This window comes from Paenibacillus sp. 2RAB27 (genome assembly GCF_052115445.1).
Classification (GTDB): Bacteria; Bacillota; Bacilli; order Paenibacillales; family NBRC-103111; genus Paenibacillus_E.
Genome location: NZ_JBFRGR010000020.1, coordinates 95,346 through 114,571, shown reverse-complemented (window position 1 = coordinate 114,571; position 19,226 = coordinate 95,346). Strand labels below are relative to the sequence as shown.

Annotated in this window: 14 protein-coding genes; all 14 read right to left on the bottom strand. The window is 40.3% G+C overall.

The window, feature by feature from the left end:
• Window positions 1-268: 268 nt before the first annotated feature.
• Window positions 269-1,639, bottom strand: coding sequence for an ABC transporter substrate-binding protein (locus AB4114_RS24015; RefSeq protein WP_441990710.1), 1,371 nt, complete (start codon window positions 1,637-1,639; stop codon window positions 269-271).
• A gap of 67 nt (window positions 1,640-1,706) precedes the next feature.
• Window positions 1,707-2,537 (bottom strand): carbohydrate ABC transporter permease, encoded by an 831-nt coding sequence (locus tag AB4114_RS24010; protein WP_441990709.1) that lies wholly within the window; start codon window positions 2,535-2,537, stop codon window positions 1,707-1,709.
• 4 nt (window positions 2,538-2,541) lie between these two features.
• A complete protein-coding gene (locus AB4114_RS24005) occupies window positions 2,542-3,495 on the bottom strand; it encodes a carbohydrate ABC transporter permease (protein ID WP_171633701.1) in 954 nt (317 codons plus the stop codon).
• Between the two features lie 253 nt (window positions 3,496-3,748).
• Window positions 3,749-5,329, bottom strand: coding sequence for a response regulator (locus tag AB4114_RS24000; RefSeq protein WP_441990708.1), 1,581 nt, complete (start codon window positions 5,327-5,329; stop codon window positions 3,749-3,751).
• 69 nt (window positions 5,330-5,398) lie between these two features.
• Window positions 5,399-7,156, bottom strand: a complete 1,758-nt coding sequence (locus AB4114_RS23995; protein WP_441990707.1) for a cache domain-containing sensor histidine kinase — start codon at window positions 7,154-7,156, stop codon at window positions 5,399-5,401.
• A 413-nt stretch (window positions 7,157-7,569) separates the two neighbouring features.
• Window positions 7,570-9,258: a cellulase family glycosylhydrolase gene (locus AB4114_RS23990; protein WP_441990706.1), complete on the bottom strand. Its 1,689-nt coding sequence runs from the start codon at window positions 9,256-9,258 to the stop codon at window positions 7,570-7,572.
• The gene (locus AB4114_RS23985; protein WP_441990705.1) at window positions 9,258-10,118 is read right to left on the bottom strand and encodes a carbohydrate ABC transporter permease; all 861 of its coding nucleotides are present in this window, start codon (window positions 10,116-10,118) and stop codon (window positions 9,258-9,260) included. Before AB4114_RS23985 ends, AB4114_RS23990 begins: the two co-directional genes overlap by 1 nt.
• Complete coding sequence (locus AB4114_RS23980; RefSeq protein WP_441990704.1) at window positions 10,115-11,002, bottom strand: carbohydrate ABC transporter permease; 888 nt, start codon at window positions 11,000-11,002, stop codon at window positions 10,115-10,117. Before AB4114_RS23980 ends, AB4114_RS23985 begins: the two co-directional genes overlap by 4 nt.
• 33 nt (window positions 11,003-11,035) lie before the next feature.
• Window positions 11,036-12,346, bottom strand: coding sequence for an ABC transporter substrate-binding protein (locus tag AB4114_RS23975; protein ID WP_441990703.1), 1,311 nt, complete (start codon window positions 12,344-12,346; stop codon window positions 11,036-11,038).
• Between the two features lie 123 nt (window positions 12,347-12,469).
• Entirely contained in the window at window positions 12,470-13,558 is a 1,089-nt protein-coding gene (locus AB4114_RS23970) for a response regulator transcription factor (protein ID WP_441990702.1), read from the bottom strand.
• Window positions 13,551-15,329 (bottom strand): sensor histidine kinase, encoded by a 1,779-nt coding sequence (locus AB4114_RS23965; RefSeq protein WP_441990701.1) that lies wholly within the window; start codon window positions 15,327-15,329, stop codon window positions 13,551-13,553. Before AB4114_RS23965 ends, AB4114_RS23970 begins: the two co-directional genes overlap by 8 nt.
• Before the next feature lie 244 nt (window positions 15,330-15,573).
• Window positions 15,574-16,056 carry a (2Fe-2S)-binding protein gene (locus AB4114_RS23960; RefSeq protein ID WP_441990700.1) on the bottom strand — a complete coding sequence of 161 codons (483 nt, stop codon included), beginning with the start codon at window positions 16,054-16,056 and terminating at the stop codon, window positions 15,574-15,576.
• Window positions 16,046-16,891 (bottom strand): FAD binding domain-containing protein, encoded by an 846-nt coding sequence (locus AB4114_RS23955; RefSeq protein ID WP_441990699.1) that lies wholly within the window; start codon window positions 16,889-16,891, stop codon window positions 16,046-16,048. The genes AB4114_RS23960 and AB4114_RS23955 overlap by 11 nt, the downstream gene beginning before the upstream one ends.
• Window positions 16,878-19,223: a xanthine dehydrogenase family protein molybdopterin-binding subunit gene (locus AB4114_RS23950; RefSeq protein ID WP_441990698.1), complete on the bottom strand. Its 2,346-nt coding sequence runs from the start codon at window positions 19,221-19,223 to the stop codon at window positions 16,878-16,880. The genes AB4114_RS23955 and AB4114_RS23950 overlap by 14 nt, the downstream gene beginning before the upstream one ends.
• Between the last annotated feature and the right edge of the window lie 3 nt (window positions 19,224-19,226).

Sequence of the window (19,226 nt, the reverse complement as noted above, 5' to 3'; positions counted from 1 at the left end):
GGTATACTTGTCTTCAAACAGCTTGGTATTTACGACTTACACTCCCTACACTTCTATGTCCCAAAAACGGTTACAGCGTTCTGATTTTAACTCCGATTCCGAAGTGCATCCCCCCCTTCTAAATATTGTTGAAGAACTTTCTTTACAAGATCACTCTTTTTGAATGCGCTTTCAATCAAGTTGAATCCAACCCATCCGGACTTTATATGAACTTCACGGATGGGTTAGACGACCTTCCTACCTCCTCCAATAGTTAGGCAATTTTTAGCTATTTCTTAATTCCTTTGTCATATTCCACTTTCGCCTTTTCCATCGCGCTGGCCCAACCATCAAGAAAGGCTTCGGCTGTCATCGTTCCGGACATTACCTTTTGGAAATTAGGTTCTAATGTTTGAGCCAATATACTACTGTAGTCAGGTAAATAAGTCGGCACATCTAATACAACCGTGTTTTTGTCAGCCATTACATTGGCACCGTCTTGAATGTGTTGGGATTTTTTCACATAGTCACTTTGTAACGCATCTACGTTAATAGGCATTTGACCGATTTTTTCATTCCAATAGGCTTGAGATTCACTGGAAAGAATAAATTTAAAGAATTCCCATGCTTCTGCCGGATGCTTGCTGTTTTTGAATATGCCATAACCATTTGCAGTTGGAGCCACGATTGTTTTGCCGTTGTCTGATTTCGGTAAAATTGTTGACGCGAATTTCCCCTCACCAAGCGATTGCAGATGGTTGTTGTAGGATCCGAAGTTATGCTGAACCATTGCTGCTGTTCCCGTATCAAATGTAGCTACCATTTCTTTATAGGCGTTCGTAATGTCGCTTGTAGGTGTAAACTTTTTATACATTCCTACATATTTCTTCAAGAACTCCACATTCTTTGGATCATTTACTGTAGCTTTGCCCTTGTCATTGAAGTAATGCTCCACACCAGAATACGCATACATGGCTGTAGTCAACTGATTAATACTTCCTGATCCCCCACGGATGGTGTATCCGAATTGATTCTTACTGGCATCTGTCAACTTCTCAGCATCTGTGAAAAAATCATTCCACGTCGTAGGCGGCTTTAGACCCGCATTTTTGATCAAATCGGACCGGTACCAGAAGACATCTAAATACATGGTACTTGGAATTTGGTACAGCTTTTTATCAGGTACCAACGTACGGTTGTAATCAACTAGACTTTTGGTGATTTTATCCTTCTCAGTCCATTTATCGAAGAAAGGATCCAATGCTAAGAGTGTACCTTTGGCTGCAAAGTCGGAGATCCAGATCCCAGTAACTCCGCCAATATCCGGTGTATCGTTTGAAGCGATTGCGACATCATACTTCTGTTTAGCCGAGGAGAATGGAATCCCAACATATTCAACCGTAATGTTCGGATTCTTCGTTTGAAAACGGTTAATAATTTCCTGTAAATAAGGCGTGCGATCTGGTCCGGCATTTTCATCCCAGAAGACGAGTTTTACATTCTCGGCTGGCTTTGCCGTAACAGCGGGCTTCGTAGTATCCTCRGGTCGGCTGCTAGCCGGACTGCTTGTACTGCTGCTTGTGCTTGTACCGCAAGCGGACAATAGCACGGCAACACTGAGGGTACTTAAAGTAAGAACAGAAGTCATTTTTCTAAACATGCTTTCAACATCTCCCTTTTCATTGAATCATATATAGGCTAATTCCCAGTGGGAAATTAGTTCAAACTTAGCCTTTGACGGCTCCAGACCCCATACCCTGAACGAGATATTTCTGTACAAAACCGAATAAAATCACAGCAGGTACTAAAGATATAAGACTTCCGGCAGCAAGCGCGCCATAATGGATATCGAACTCACCTTGCATATAGCGTAAACCGACTGGAAGCGTGAACAGTGCCGGTTTACTTATGAACATCAATGCGAACAAGAACTCGTTCCATGCACTAATGAATGTGAATACTGTGGTTGCGACTATACCAGGAAGAAGAATTGGAAATATCACAAGAAAAATCGCTTTCAGTCGGCTACAGCCGTCCACCATTGCAGCTTCCTCCAGTGCCTCCGGGATATTGCTGACGAACCCGCTCATAAGCAATGAATTGAAAGGAAGTTGGAACGTACTGTAGGTAATAATGAGCGCAAGTAGATTACTAGTCAGCCCCAATTGTTTGAATATCATAAATAACGGAATCAGTAGCATTGCGCCAGGTACAAATTGCGTACATAGCAGCATAATCATGAAGGCATTCTTTCCTTTGAACTTAAATCGGCTGATCGCGTACCCTACCAATACAGAACAGACAAGTACGATAATGACAGTCATTCCCGAGACGAATACACTATTTTTGAAAAAAACCGAAAACCCGACATTTTTCCAGGCAACTACATAATTTTCAAAAGTGACTCTCTCGGGCCAATAGCTGATAGGTAATCTTGTAATTTCTCCCTCTCGCTTGAGAGATGTCACGATGGCCCAATATAGTGGGAATAGAGTGAAAGCCATAGCCAAAAGGAGGGGCAGTCTCAATACGAACAATCGATCCAATTTTCTTAACATCTGTCTATTCCTCCCTGCCATAACGACTCAGTTTCAAGTAGCCCATTGCAAACACTAGCAGTATGATAAAACTGATTACCGTCAGGGCAGAGCCATATCCAAAATTCTGTGAGATAATCGCTTGATTGGCCACATACATCGTTAGCGTCGTAGTTGCGTTAGCCGGTCCACCACCGGTCATCGTGTAAATTAAATCAACATTATTGAATTCCCAAACGGCTCTCAGCAAGGTGGAAAGAATAATCGAATTTTTCAAATATGGAAGCGTAATATGGATGAATGACTTCCATCGTCCCGCACCATCTACCCTAGCTGATTCGTATAAATCTTGGGGGACTGTTTGTAAAGCTGCTAACATCGTAATCGTAAAGAACGGAATGCCTCTCCAAAGCTCCGTGAGTATCACAGCCGGGAATACCGTATTCAAGTCCGCCAGCCAAGCAAAGTTTTTTTCGATAAATCCGAATCTTACGAGTAGACTATTGATAAGTCCCATATGCTCATTAAAGAGCAGCGACCACATCGTTGAAGTAATGACCCCAGAGACCGCCCAAGGCATAATCGAGATCGATCGGAACAAACCGCGATAAGCAAAAGTCTGCGTTAAGAGAAGGGCAATCAGCAGTCCAAATATTAATTGAAATACAACTTCTATCGATACCCACTTAAAAGAAATCAACAAACTGGAGTAAAACAATTCATCCTGACTAAAGATAGTCTTGAAATTATCCAAACCGATAAATCCGTTATAATAAGGCTTGGCTGGATTAAAATTTTGAAAACTGTAATAAAACACATTGGCCATCGGGTAAAATAAGAAGCTCATAATGAGTAGAACGGCTGGTGCAATCAACAAATAAGGCATCCAATGCGTTCGTGGGCGTTTCATTCGTTTTCGCTTTGGTCTGTTTGTCGGACTGGTCGACAGTTTGTCTGTGTAGATCGTGTTGGCACTCATTTGTTTCCTCTCTTCCTTCATGAATTACAGAATTGCAGCGAATAAGGATCCCTATAACGGGCCTTAACTTACTCATTCGCTTCACTCCGTTTGGCTATAAATTAAATATAGGGATAATTGGTTACGTTTGGAATTCAATATCTTTTCAGCTCTTATCAATATCTTTTCATCCTAAAAGTTCAATATTTTAAAAAATGAAAAGCACTATCCTATGATTCAGGAAGTGCTTTTTCTGGCTAATAAGTTAGTGGAATTAGTTTGACGCATTCTTAAATTCTGACGGGGATACACCTGTATATTTTTTGAAACAGAGACTGAAATAATGCGGATTTCTAAAGCCTACCTTCTCAGCAACCTCATACGACTTCATATCATAAATTCGAAGAAGCTCCATAGCCTTTTTCATACGTAATTGATTAAGGAATTCACTAAAATTAATGTTTTTTTCCTTTTTGAAAATAATACTTAAATAGGTCGGACTGATGTGTACGACACTCGAAACGTCCTGTAAAGAAAGGCCCTCTTGCGCATAATGCGTCTCCATATACGCCACAACCCGATGAATGACCTTCTTCATCTGATTATCGCGTTGATGATTGACGATGGACACGAATTGGATCACAAGTTGGCGAATACAAGCAAAAATTTCATTGACCGTTTGCATCTGTTGCTGCTTCGTGTAGATCGAGTAAAAATCATCTAACTGTTTGGCATGTTCTTCTAATTCTTTGTACATCACTACGGTAATTTCAACCCCAATTAGACGTACTCTCGATAAAGAAATCGATTGGCTCTTGATGATGGACTGCTCCATCGTACTTAATATGGAAAGTGCCTCTTCCTCCAAGCCCAACTTGACCTTCAAAGCCAGTTCTTTCTCCAGTCCTTCAAATACGGCAGATTCACTATGAGGTGCGAGACCGATATCGGCAACCGTTAACACACGGTTCGTCCCCAAAATATGACGGAACTCCAGAGAAGATCGGGCATCCTGATAAGAAAAAGCAATGTCTGCAGCCTGCTCATAATCAAAACCAATGCCTGCCGTCACTGTGGTTTTCAAAAATTTCTCTACATTGACACGGATGGTTTCTGCAATCTTATAAGCCTGGCGTTCCACGTCCTCATGCAAATCTTCAGCAAAAACAATGAGTACGATTTCATYGTCAATGGAATTAAAAACAATGCCTCGTCCCAAGCTAGCAAGCGTTTCTTCAGCAACGTTGATAACACAGTACTTGAGCACTTCTTTTCCAAAACGATTCTGGTAATCAGGGTAACTATAGTCATCCGCCTTCAGCAAAATGACAACAAAGCGGGCAGCATTAAGCTGAAGACCGAGGAAATCGATACCTGAATGAATTTCTGCCGGAGCCAGCTTTCCGTTAATTAGTTTCACCAAAAATTGCTGTCGCAACAGCGGCATTCCTTCAACGACCTTCTGCTTCATTTCAGACTCATATTCATGCTCTTTCATTGCACGTTTTGCCGTTTCAAGTAACTTTTCACTATCAACGGGCTTTAATAAATAGTCAAATACCTTCAGTTGTAACGCTCTTTTAGCAAACTCGAAATCATCGTAGCTCGTCAACATCAGGATTTTGGTTTCGGGATAGGCTTTAACTACCTGCTCAGTCAGTTCAAAGCCATCGACAAATGGCATGCGTATATCAGTTATTATCAAGTGAGGTCTTTTCTCAGCTACGAGTTTCAAGCCCTCCTCACCATTCGCTGCAGAGCCCACCACTTCAAAGCCGTTAAGCTGCCAATCAATGTTTTTACTTAAACCACGAGTAATAATCACTTCGTCATCAATAATTGCAACCTTATACATACAGGGCCCCCCTAGCGTTTTATGTTAGCCATGTTATTTTGCATAAGCACCACGATAACATAACTTCCATTATCTGAATGTGACAACAACGATGGTTCCCGCTTCGGAACTACTCTCATACCTAAGTCCATACTTCATGCCATAATTCAACCGAAGACGCTTATGCACATTATAAATACCGATACCAGTTCCATCCCCATCCTCACTCGTGCACATGTTCGACAAGGATCGGTTAATTTGTTCAAGTTTCTCAGCAGCCATACCCGCACCATTGTCCTCTATACGAATCACACAATCATCCTCTTGAATAAAACCCTTGATACGGATATGGCCCTTTTTACGACTATTCTTAATGCCATGGTAAATCGCATTTTCAATAAGTGGMTGCAAGGTCAACTTTACAATATTAAAATCAAGCACAGCTGGTTCCATATCTATTTCATAGGTAAAGCTGTCCCCGTAACGCAACTCTTGAATTGTAAAATAATGATTGATATGCTCGATCTCCTGAGACACAGGAATGATCTCGCTGCCTTTACTAATCGATATACGAAAAAAATCGGAAAGCGAGGTTACCATCTGGCTTGCTTCTTTCTTTTCGTCCAGTTCAATCAGATGCTTAATAGAATACAGTGTGTTATAAAGAAAATGCGGCCTGATTTGAAACTGTAGTGCTGCTAATTCCGCCTTCCGCTTTTTTTCCTGCTCTTTCTCTATCTGCAAAAGCAGCTGTTTGATCCTATGGATCATATCCCTTATCCCTCTATTCAACACGCCAATCTCATTTCGCGACAGTTCCTTGAATTCGATGTCAAGGTTGCCTTCTTCGATCGTATTAATTTTTCGCGTAAGTCGAATTATCGGCTTCGTAATGATATTGGCCAGAAAGTTAGACAAGAAAATTGCAATCACAAATAAAATACACATAATCACTAAGATCAGGTATTTGATGTAGTTCACTTTATGGAGTAATTCATCCTTAGGTACAACCGCAGCTATTTTCCATTTGTTGATTCTTAATGTATCGTAAACAACAAGCATCTCATTCCCAAATTTATTGGTAATTGTGATTTGTCCGGATGCTTGTGCGGTTTGCATGACTAACCGTTGCAATTCAGAATCCTTAATCTTATATTTTTTCGCAACATTCTTGTAGGAGATAATTCCGTCCTCGCTAATTAGGCTTAAATAGCCATTATTACTGATTGTTGGATTACTTAAAATCGTTTGAAAAAATGAATTTTTTATATTAAAAAGAATAATACCTTTACTATGCTCCACATCTTTACCCAGCAGATTATATAAGCTTACCACTTTCCCGCTATCATTCTGATTATGAGAAGTCCCAAAAGGGTCAGTATGAAGGGTTTCCCAATGGATAACAGAAATCGGGTCGGTTGCTTGTCCAATCCTGTAAGGTTCAAGCGAAAATTTCACCTGTTCGGTCAGGTCATCTTTTCTGTAGAACGCTGGACGGTCATGGTTGTAATAGATCAGCGTAGAATCGATCAAAGCTCGATCGGGAGAAGCTCTGTTCAATACTCTATTCAATTGCAGATAATCTTCCGTTTGTAAGTTATATGCTGGATCTTCCGTACGCATCGAAATATCGGATAAGTCAGAATCACTAACGAGAATAGTCAGACTCGTCACCACATCTGTTAATTTATCGTTTAGAAATCTTTGAGTTTGAGAGACGGTATCGGAAATACTCGTAAATGCATTTTTTTGCAACTGACTGGAAGCAAGTAGGTAGGAAAATAAGCCAGTAGTAAATACGAATAACATAATAATTGGGATAATTATTACTAATATGGTCGATTTCAACGAACGATTCCGAATGAATGACAGGGTAACCCCTCCATAGTTTGATCAGATATTCGATTGGTGTGTAGGTTGTCTATGAAATGAATATATAGGGAAATAGATAAATGAGGAATTCAATATTTTTTTAGCTTTAATCAATATCTTTTCAAGATTAATTTCACTTCGTCGCCTTTTCATGGAAATTTTTCTAATTTTTTAATCATACGATAAACTTCTTACTTAAACACTCAACAATTTTTGCAAATGCTGAATTATTTTTTCTGAAAAAGGGCGTCGTGTCACAAGCGACATACCGGTCCGGATGAAATCAGAGAATTTTTGATAAATGAGGTTGATTTTTATGAAACCGAAAAAGCCGCATTTTCACGCGGCCCAGATTTTTTAGGAGAACTATATTTTATAATGCTTTTGTTCTATTTCTCTTCTAACTCATTCACCGGTAAAACTTCGAGCCAATCAATGCGCACTCTGTTTTCCACGGATTTAAGTACAATGCGATGTAATCCAGGACTAAGCTGGAATCCGTTGTTCAATCGTTGCGTACCCCATGATTCCCCAATAACTTCTACTATCTCAATTAAATTGTCATCGACTGAAACGGCCATCCACGCTCTTTCATTAGGAGCAAAAGCGCGCAATTCAACCGTATACAGAGAGGCCTTGGAATCATGACCCACTGTGAATTCATAAGCAAACCAATCCTGAGGTGTTAATTGAACACATAATCGTTCATCCGCTTGCCAAGGTTCCCCTTTGCCATGTTGAAAGTTTGGTGCCGTTCTAGATCCTTCTATAAAGCGGATATCTGTTCCGTCATTTTTCCGAAATCCAATGTTTTCATCCACTCGATTCATGATTCCGTAACTTATGCCCTCACCATGATAGCCATAAAAAATAGCTGGAATACGAGTGGATGGTCTGCGGAAAAGGGAATCCGTTACTTCTTTTTGATACAAACATTGCTCAAAAGAAATATTGTGCAGGTATTCCCATAAAATGTGCTCGGCTGCTGCCTTATCTGGTTTAACTCCGCCTTCTAAATAGTCTATCAACTGCTGCCAGCCTGCTGGCTGTATCACAGAGCAAGGCGAATTAATTTTATCCATTTTCTTCCAAGTCCAAAAATTCCATGAAATATTATGATCCTCGAATAATCGAAATGCACCAGCATACCATTCCTTATTATTCTCGCCGCCTTCGCCCATATAGATCGGCACGTTCCATTCTTCACGCTTATCCAAATAAATCTGAATACTCTCCGTATCCGGGCTGTTCCAGTATTTATGAAATTGAAGCATAAGATTATCGTCAATCTTTTCATTAAAAATCGACCAATCTGTGGCCCAGTGCACACCTTCCAAAATAATCATATGACGATCATCGACTTCACGAATGGCTTTCGTAATTTTTTTATAAAGCGGCATGACTTGATCATTATAGGCTGAAAACCATTCAGGCAACGGCTCGTTCAAAAGATCATAACCTGCCACAATCCACTCATCCTTATAACGCTCAGCCAGCATTCGCCATAACGCGACTGTGATCTCTTGATTCCGCTCGTTCATAAACAGCTCAGGTTTATCGAACTCCGAATCATCGATATTCGTTCCTGTCTGTCCTCCACTGGCACCGTGCAGATCAAGAATCACATAAAGCCTATGCTCACGACACCAATCAATGACGTTGTCTATGATCTTCAAATGAGCTTGATGAAAACGAACAACCTCACCATCACTATCCTCTATCAAAAACCTGGCAAGAATCGGTACACGAACAGAATTGTAACCATCCGCAGAGATTTGCCGAATATCCGACTCAGACGTATATCGATTATAATAAATCTCCCAGAATTGCTCAGCCTTCTCTTCGCCAATCAACTCCTTAACCATTTGTTCGATTCGTCTTGGTCGATCCCCTTGATCAGGAAAAAGCCACATGTACCCTTCCGGAAGCATCCAACTGCCAAAGCCAACGCCACGAAGCAGAATCTCCCTTCCTTCACCGTTTATCAGCTTTTTGCCTTTGGCTTTTAAAAACCCAGTTACTTCATGACCTCCAGTTATCACAACAAGACTCCCCTTCTCCAATCCAATTGATGGCATTATCCTTTGATCGCACCTTCTGCAATCCCATTAAGAATATATTTTTGCAGAAATAGATAAAAGATAATGACAGGCAGCATAGCCAGCAATAAGGCAGCTAAAATATTTGACCAATCATTGCTGTATTCGCCAAATAACATATTCGTTGATAAGAGCAGTGTATATCGATCCGAATCGGTCAATATTAACAATGGCAAAAGAAAATCGTTCCATATCCATAATAAATTCAAGATCGCAATGGTAGCTGTGACAGGTAGTAGTAGCGGAAAAATCACAGTAAAGAACAATTTCAGCTCTCCACAGCCGTCGATAACGGCAGCTTCATCCAAATCTCGAGGTATGGATTTGACAAAACCATGATATAGAAAAATGGCCATGGACACACCTAACCCGATATAGATGAAGCCAAGTCCATAAATTGAACCTTGGATGTGTAGTTCTCTAGATATTTTCACGAGGGTGATCATGACCGAGTGAAAAGGGATTAACATCGAAAGAATGAAAAGTCCAAACAAAAAGGCACTCAATTTCCCTTTCGTTCTGGACAGCTTGTATCCAGCCAAGGAAGCACAACCAATAATCCCAAATAAACCAACAACAGCAATTTGGATCGTATTCGATAGACTTCTTAAAAAATGTATTTTTTCAAAGGCGCTCGAATAATTGGAAAATTGAAAATCAGCAGGAAAGGATAGAATATTCGTCAACATCTCACTTTGCGTTTTCACAGAATTTAATAACCCCATATAGATTGGAAATAACATCACAACCGTTCCGACCAGCAAGAAGAGAAAAATAAGAGATGAGCCGGCACGACGACTTATTAGGCTAAGTCCAACACGTGCATCTTGACTACTCATGCTTCCACCTCTTTTCTTTTCATGATCCACAATTGAACGAGCGTGACGATAAAGACAATCAAGAACAGAATCATTGCCTTAGCGCTAGCATAACCATATCGACTACTCAAACTAAATGCTTCTTCATAAATATTAAGCGCGATAACCTGTGTAGCCCGCCCCGGTCCACCGCCAGTCAAAGCAAATACCGCATCAAATACTTTAAAGGAACCGTTTAAAGTCACGAAAAGACCAATGGTCAAAGCCGGATATATCATGGGTAGCGTAACATTTCGAAAGGTTTGCATCGCATTAGCACCATCTATAGCAGCAGCTTCTTTCAGCTGTTGCGGCACCCCTTGAAGTGCTGCAATATAAATGACCATTAAATATCCTACGCCACTCCAGAGGGAAAGAATTAAGAGTGTATAAAAGGAGAATCTTGGATCCCCTATCCATGATTGGTCTAAAAAGTGAAAAATCGTATGTTCAGCTATATAGGGTAAAACCTTAGTGAAAATAAACATCCACATAAACCCGCCGATAATTAAGCTAATCATATTCGGCATAAAGAAGATCGTCCGAAACCAAACCTTACTTCGTTGTTGAGATTCAATTAACACTGCCAAAAGGATAGCCAAAAAATTTGATAATACGACCATGAAAATAACGTATTTGAGTGTAAACCAAATGGCATCCAGAAAGTATGGATCATCTGTGAGCGCTTCGATATAGTTGCTCAATCCCACCATATTATAGGTGGGATTGAGCCCATTCCAATCCGTCAAGCTGTACCATATCCCCCCAAAAGAGGGGCCGAGTACAAAAACAGAATAGAATAGTATTGCGGGAAAAACGAAGGCTAACAGGATGATGTTTTGCTTCCTATTCCTTGTAAAAATCATTTTGTATCACTCCTAGTTAACCGTTACTCAGCTTTACTTAGCAGCTTTAACTGCTGCTGCCCATGTTTTATCCATTGTTTTAATAAATTGCTCTTTGGTTATGCTTTTAGCATAATAACTTTGCAATAATTTAGCTTGCTCGTCTGTAACTCCATTTGGCAGCTTCAAATCCTGATACGCTTTCCCATTTTCTACATAGGCGGAGGATTCCTTAACCCACGGATTCACTTCGAATTTATGAACAGTTGAGATGGGATTGAATTTCAATTGTTTAAATAGCGCGGAAGAATCTTTCTCATCCAGCATATAGTTCAGTAAATCAAGTGCTACTTCTTTGTTTTTAGTTGTTGGCGATACAGCTAAGGAAGTAGAGGTTGAAAGATTAATCATGGTATCTTTGGAATCATTGCTTACAGGTAATGCTGCAACCCCCATTTCAAAGCTTGGATTAACTTTCAGAATGGCATCCGCATTCCAAGGGCCTTGTACCCACATAGCGGATTTTCCATTGGCAAATTCAGCGGCACCAGCTTCATTACCAACCTCGAAAGGTTTTTTCGTGCCGTTTGCGTTAATGAGATCGATAATATCAAAAATGGCTGCTACATCACTATATGAAGCCTGACCCGCACTCATCTTTTCAATCCAATCCGGATGCTTCGAGGAAACAATACCACCAAGCGATTGCGCAGTCATAAGTTGTGGGACCCATGATTCTTGAAAAGCCAGTTCAAATGGTGCAATATTCGCTGCAGTTATTTTTGCGATAACAGCTTTCATTTCATCCAATGTGTTTGGAGGTGTAATACCCAAATCCTTGAATATTTTTTTATTGTACAAGTATCCCCATGTTGTGCTTTCAAAAGGCAGCACGACGATTTTACCATCGATCGTAACGGTCTTCTTCACAGGTTCATACAAGCTTTTAATGGCTGCTTGACTAGATAAATCACTTAGGTAACCTGCTTTGTAATAAGCCGGTATATCATTTGCATGAATGGTAAACAAATCTGGTGCGTCATTCGATGCTAGACGAGTTTGTAAGATCTGCTTGGATTGATCCGAATTAGGCATTTCCGTTTTAATCGTGACATCTACATTTTTCTCAGCCAATTCTTTCGCTTTAAATTTCTCGTAGTATTTTTCAAATTGTTCTTTATACTGGGGATAGCTCATAAAAACATTTAGTTCTACTTTTTTCGGAGTTGCAGTCGCCTTTGTACTGACTGGTGCGCTTGCAGGTGCTGCAGGACTAGTGTCTGTATTCGTCTTACTTGTGCTAGTGCCGCATCCTGTAGTTAATATCAAGCCTAGAATAATACTCAAATGAAGCGTTTTCCTCATGGATCGTTCCCCCTCTGATTTAACTGCTCCTTCAGTATAGTGGAAGCGTTTTCTATAATCATTTCAGGATATTAACATCTTCTATTGCACAATATTGATATATCATTTGGACGTACAATCCAATTATTTTCGCAATTCTCCGGGGGCAATTCCATAATGTTTTTTAAACACCCTGTAGAAATAGGCAAGGTCTGGATACCCTGTCATTTCAGCAACGTGTTTAATAGATAACTTATGATCCACAATGAGTTCTTTGGCTTTTTCCATGCGTTTGAGATGAATATAATCGGTCATCGTTTCTCCAGTGAATGTTTTGAATGCCCGACTTAAGTGCTCTTTACTTATATAAAAATAAGCGGCGAGTGACTCCAAAGTAATCGATTCGTTATAATGCCTATTGATGTACGCGGTCACTTCTCTCAAATCCAACTTATTTCTATTTTTCCGTGCCTCCAGTAGTAAAGCAATAGCCTGATTATACATCCGTTCAATCTGTCCAATGGTCTCTATCTCAGAATTCCAGCCCATTTGATCGGACGGCTGTTGTTCCAATTCAGATATGATATGGTTCCATTCCAGCTCACTTGTGGAAACAAACTCTTCGAGCATTAGTGTAAAGTCATGACCGATTTTATTCAGAATACTGCCATCGAATTGTTCAACCTGCATCGACTCCATAAATTCTCCTAACGACTTCAACGTTTGAATGACACCTGATGCGTTTAAATCCAACATATAACCGTAGATCAATTGACGATATTCCAAATACTTATCGAGTGAACCCTTATCGGCAAATACAAGAGGTGTTTTCCAAGATACTTCTGATGTTTGCTTGGCTTGCTGCAGTTCACGAACACATTGCGCTAGGGCAGCATTCAGCTCCACTGGATCCACCGGTTTTAATAAGTATTCCTTCGCTTGGGATCGAATAGCTTGCTTTAAATAAACAAAATCATCATATCCACTCATCACAATGATCTTAAGCAAAGGATGTTTATCATTCAGCGCCTTTAAAAGCTCGACACCATCAATACCCGGCATTCTCATATCTGTTACCACGATATCAGGTGTTAGCTCTGCGACCATTCGCAATCCTTGTGTTCCGTCCTCGGCCTCACCTATTATCGTTAATTGGAGCTTGTCCCATTCTCCAAGCTGCTTGATTACTTTTCTTGACCAAGGCTCATCGTCTATAATTATCACTTTATACATCTTCAAACTCCTCCTCTTCCAATACCGGCAATACGAATAAAACGATCGTTCCCTTCCCTAACTTGCTGAAAATACGTATACCATATCTTTCGCCAAAATGCAGCTTCAACCGGGAGTCGACATTTTTCAACCCAATGCCTTTTCTTTTTCCACTTTGCTCATCTTCAGATAATTTCGAATTATTATTTTCAATGCCAGAACGTAAACCTATTCGGATATGTCCAAGCTTCTCTTCGTCTAGACCTACGCCATCATCTTGAACAGCAATTAGAAGTTGATTACGGATTCGTTTGATTCTTACCTCAACGAGCCAGTTGCCTTCTTTTTTATGCAGTCCATGTTCAAATGCATTTTCTACAATAGGCTGGAGGGTGAATTTGGGAAGCTGGCTCTCAGCAGGCAAATCATCTTTCTCAACCAACACTTGACATCGCCCAGTAAACCGCTGCTCCTGAATAAATATATAGTTCTGCATATGTTTGAGCTCATCTCTAAACGTAACCAAATCGCTCCCCGTACTGATTGAATATCTTAATAAATCTCCAATCACCCGTGTAACTCGATAAATCTCAGGTGCATCCTTCTCTAAAGCCATTCCTCCAATTAGATGTAGGGTATTGTTGAGAAAATGCGGATTGATCTGAGCTTGCAGTGTCCTCAGTTGCGCAGTCTTAATGTCTATTTTCCCTTGATATTCTACTTCAATTAATTCTTTAATGCGTTGCATCATGGAGTTGTATCCATGCTCGAGCAGGCCAAGTTCATCACTGTTTTTGACTGATTTTAATTCAAAGCTTTGAATTTCTGCTCTTCTCATGGTTCGAGCTAGACTTATAATCGGCTTACTAATACGAAGCGAAAAAAGAATAGAGAGAATGATCGAGGCAGCAACAAATAAGCTCCCAGTGACAATACCGGCATTAATCGTAGCTTGTGCGCTGCGATTTATCGTTTCGAGCGGTATGGCTTTTATCAGGGTTAATTTACCATTGCTAACTTTCTGCATAAAAAAATAATACTTATTGGTTTTCTGAATGCCAAGACCACTATCAGGTACAGCAAGACTTTTTAATAGCATGGAAATATCTCCCAACGCCTGTTCATTCTTAGACCCAGATAATAATTCCCCTTCATCGTTGCTCAATAAAATGGAGCTGTCTGCTTCAGATCCAAGAATACTACCGACCTCATCCCAAACCTTACGGTTGATCTTAACGGAGAGACCACCCAGCAGCTTACGGTCTTCAAACCGATTCATACTGTGAAACGCATAAACTCCATTTAGTTCCTGCTTAAAATAAATATTAGTCGGGGTATCTAGCATTCGGCTCCAAGGTCCAGTCTGGATATCCATAAAAGAAATTAAACGGCCAACATAACTTACGGATAATGCCTGTTTGTTTTCATGAATATAAAGCGTAAAATCATCAATTTTACGGGAATTCGAATGTAATAATGAGGTTAGGGTATCACCAACATATTTTTGCGTTAGATATTGTACATTTAAATTTGGATTAGCTACTTGTTGAAGATTCCCCATTAATTCCGAATTGATTTGAACCGTATAAAATAAAATGTTCATCTGCTCAATAAGCTCATTCAGATATTGATTAGCCCATTCCATACGTGAGTTATTGGCACTAATCATTTCCTGTTCCACCGAATGACGTGTATTGTTGCTAGCAAGCCATGTTACAGTTACAACAGGTAGTGTAGTTAAACAAATCATCAAAACCATCAACCTAAAACGGATTCCTATTTTTCTTTTCACGAGTGGCCCCTCTCCCCAATTTTACGATCGATAAGAAACTATTCGTGTGATATAACGCGAATCCTCTAAGCAGCAGGATAAGATTTCAGCAAGCTTTTGTTAATTGGATTTACTGACGTTGCGATGGTTGAGTTACAGAATAAGCAGTCCAAGACTGTTTGATCCAGTTTTGGACTGCTTATTGTTGGTGCCCACTTATAAAACTACCACTATTAAAACTTGAATGGAATGAATCCATTTTATGTTATGCCTTTCCAGCTTTACGAATAAGAACGGATTTCACCGCTTGTTCTATTTCTTTGTACCCCGTACATCGGCATATATTTGATTGTAACCAATCTATAATTATCTTATCATCTGCATCAGGATGGGTTTCTGTTAGAGCATGACAGTTCATAATAAATCCGGGAGTGCAGTAACCACATTGAAATGCCCATTCCTCAACGAAAGCTTCTTGTATAAGGGTGTTATGTAAGCCTTCAATCGTGGTGATTTCAGCACCTTCCGCTTCCATGGCTAACATTAGACATGATTTGATAGGCAGTCCATTATATAGTATTGTACAAGCCCCACAATCCCCATTCTCACAGCCAGGTTTTGCTCCGGTCATTCCAAGGTTCTCTCTTAATACATAAAGTAACGTATTCGCTGTTCTACAATGAACACGCATCTTTTCGCCGTTAATATGAAGTTCTACAATAAAATTGTTATTATTACTAGTTGGCAAGGTATTCCCCTCCCAATTGATGTATAACATCAGTAAGTGCACCTTTCAGAACCCATTCGCGGTATTCGGATGATGCTTTTATATCATTTAGAATTTGAGCAGGCAATCTTTTAACCGCTTCATCGATTCTGCTTTGAACTGGCAGATGCCTGTTATTTATGACTTCCTCTATCGACTTAGATCGAAAGGGAAACGAGCATACGCCGCTGAAAGCAACTCGAATTTCTTTACCCGTATTCAGTGCTGCTAAAGTAACAAGCGGGTAGTCAATTGCTGCCTGTTTTCTTTTTTTCATAACTACGTAGGGCATATCAATAAACTTTTTGTCGATAATCGCTGTAACTAACAGTTCACTTGGTTTAAGGTGGAGAGTTTGATGGAACAATTGATGAATAGAAACCTCCCTGATTTCGTTTAACAGTGCGATTTGTAGATTACAGTCCGTTAGCAAAAGAGGTAAAACCGCTTCTTTATAGATAAACCTGCCGCAGATATTTCCACCCAAAGTAATCTTATTGCGTGTAGTCCTATCTGCAATTCCCACGGCCGATTCCCCAAGGAGAGGAAAGGTCTTTGAATCATATAACTCATTTAAAGTAAGAGCAGAGCCAAGCATCAATTTTTCATCTGCATACGTTAATGCTAGGCATTCTGAAATTCTTTTGATGTCAATTACAGCTCCGGTATATTGGATATTTATTCTTCCAAGTGAAATGATCTCTGTTCCACCGGAGTAATAAAGGGGCTGTTTCCCCTGCTGAGTTAATTGATGATGTAGGTGGACAGCCTCTCGAATAGTTGATGGCCTATAATATTCAAAATCATATGGAATCATACTGGGTCTTCCCCCTAGTCTTCCATATATATTCTGGAAAAAGTGGCAATCGAGTAAGCGCTGTTCCTGCTGCTCTGGATAGCGCGTCTGCGAGTGCAGCAGGCATGCCAATCAAGCCCTGTTCTCCTAATCCACGCGCACCATAGGGGGCTTCAAGACAAGGCGTTTCTACAAATACAACCTCATATTCTGGATTCTCCCCATACCTCATGAGATTGTAATCCCTTAGAGTAGGGTTTAAAACTAATGCGTTTTGGTCAAAAATAAATGTTTCTCGATTTGCAAAACCAAGGCCCATATTCATTGCACCCATAATTTGACCTTCGGCTCCTTTTTGATTCAGCACTTTCCCAGCGTCAAGTACTGAAACTGCCTTCACAATTTTATAGGTACAATCCCTTGAGTTGAATTCTACTTCAACGGACTGTGCGCCTACGCTCCATTCCGGACCTGGACGGCCCTCTCCAGTTTCCGAATCTATATATGTCATAAGTTTCTGCGTATAGGTACCTCTCCCGATAATTTGTCCTCCAATCGTATTACCGTTAGGATACGTATAGCCATAACAAATGTCCTTTATCTCGATTTGGATCAACGGATTGGGCACATAAAACACTCTTCCTCCGCTCACTTCTAAATCTTGAGCCCTTACTCTCAAAACTTGTTCTGCAATTACCTTTAATTGATAAATTGCGTCCGCAGCTGCATCAATGACTGCCCAACCTGCCATTAATGTCCCACGGCTTGCAACCGTTTTCCAGTGTTCCGGAGTTGATGATGTATCAACCTCCATTTTGACATGGATTTGATTTACATCCATTTTCATTTGTTCCGCCAAAATCTGAGTTAGCACTGTTTTGGTACCTGTTCCGATCTCGACAACTCCACAAATCAAATTGATACTGCCGTCAGGGTTAAACATTATGACTGCTCCTGAGCCGGCATTAACATCAATGGATGAGTTTTTCCAAAAACAGCTGATTCCCTTAGATCTTATGGTATATGGGTCAATTTTCTTTATTCTCCAAGTATCCCAAGAAATAATTTCTCTTAGCTTATGGATACAACCTGGTAAATCTCCCAAATTACTGTTGGTTAGCTGTTGTTGGGTCGGGCTTGTATCCCCTGGAGAAATGGCATTCTTTAAACGAAGTTCGAGGGGATCCATTTGTAGCTTTTCCGAAAGACAATCCATCGCCCGTTCCATAGCAAATGTCAGTTCAGAGTGGCCATACCCTCGATAAGCAGAAGCATATGGATGGTTTGTGTATATACATAAACCGTCACAATGTACATGTTCAATTGAGTAAGGTCCTGAGCAGTCTATAACCGCTGCATTTACAACATCAATCGCTTTATCTGAATATGCACCTCCGTCGAAATAATAAGTTATCTCTGCAAACTTAAGCTTACCTTCTTTTGTTGCACCTAGCTTCACTTCCGCCTCAAGCCCAATATGAACTGGAGAAGTTATCAAGTCTGCTTCTCTCTGATTTTGTATCTTTACCTTTCTTCCTCCTACCGCTTTAGATGCTAAATAAGCAATGAGTTCCAATTGAATAGATGCCTTGCCACCGAATCCTCCGCCTACCAATGGAGTATTAACAATAATTCGACTTGGCTCTAATCCAAAGTAAAGCGCCATATATTTTTTCACGGCAAATGGAGCTTGAGATGACGTTTCAATCACAACTGTGCCGTCTTTCTTAATTTCTGCCAACGCACATCGGGTCTCCATGGCAGCATGATCCGAAGGAGCGAACGCAACCGTTTGTTTAACAACGAACTCACTTTCATGCCTACCTATTTCTATATTTCCTTTCCTAACTTTGCTTATGTTTGCTATATTGGTGCCGGACTGAGGATTGGCATTATTGGTATGTTCATACTTATCCAAGTGCTCATGGATCAGTGGTGAATTTTTTTCAATTGCTGCTAATGGAGAATTAATAACTGGTAATTGATCATAAGTGACTTGTATAAAACTCGATGCTCTTGTGGCAATTTCCTCGCTATCGGCTACGACGGCGGCTATTATTTCCCCATGATATCTCACTTTATCAATTGCAATAATTGGTTTATCTCTTAGATCTTCCCCTGTTAGCACATCACAGTACGCTCCAGTTAAAATCGCACGAACTCCATGGATATTCCAGGCTTTGGATAAATCGATCTTCAAGATTCTGGCATGCGCATAGGGACTAATGACCAAGTTGCAGAACAGCATTCCAACTTGTATGAGATCTCCAGTATATCGGGCATTTCCTGTTACCTTATCCAGTGACTCTTTTTTGGGTATGCTCTTCCCGATATACACTCTTTCTTGTTCCATTGC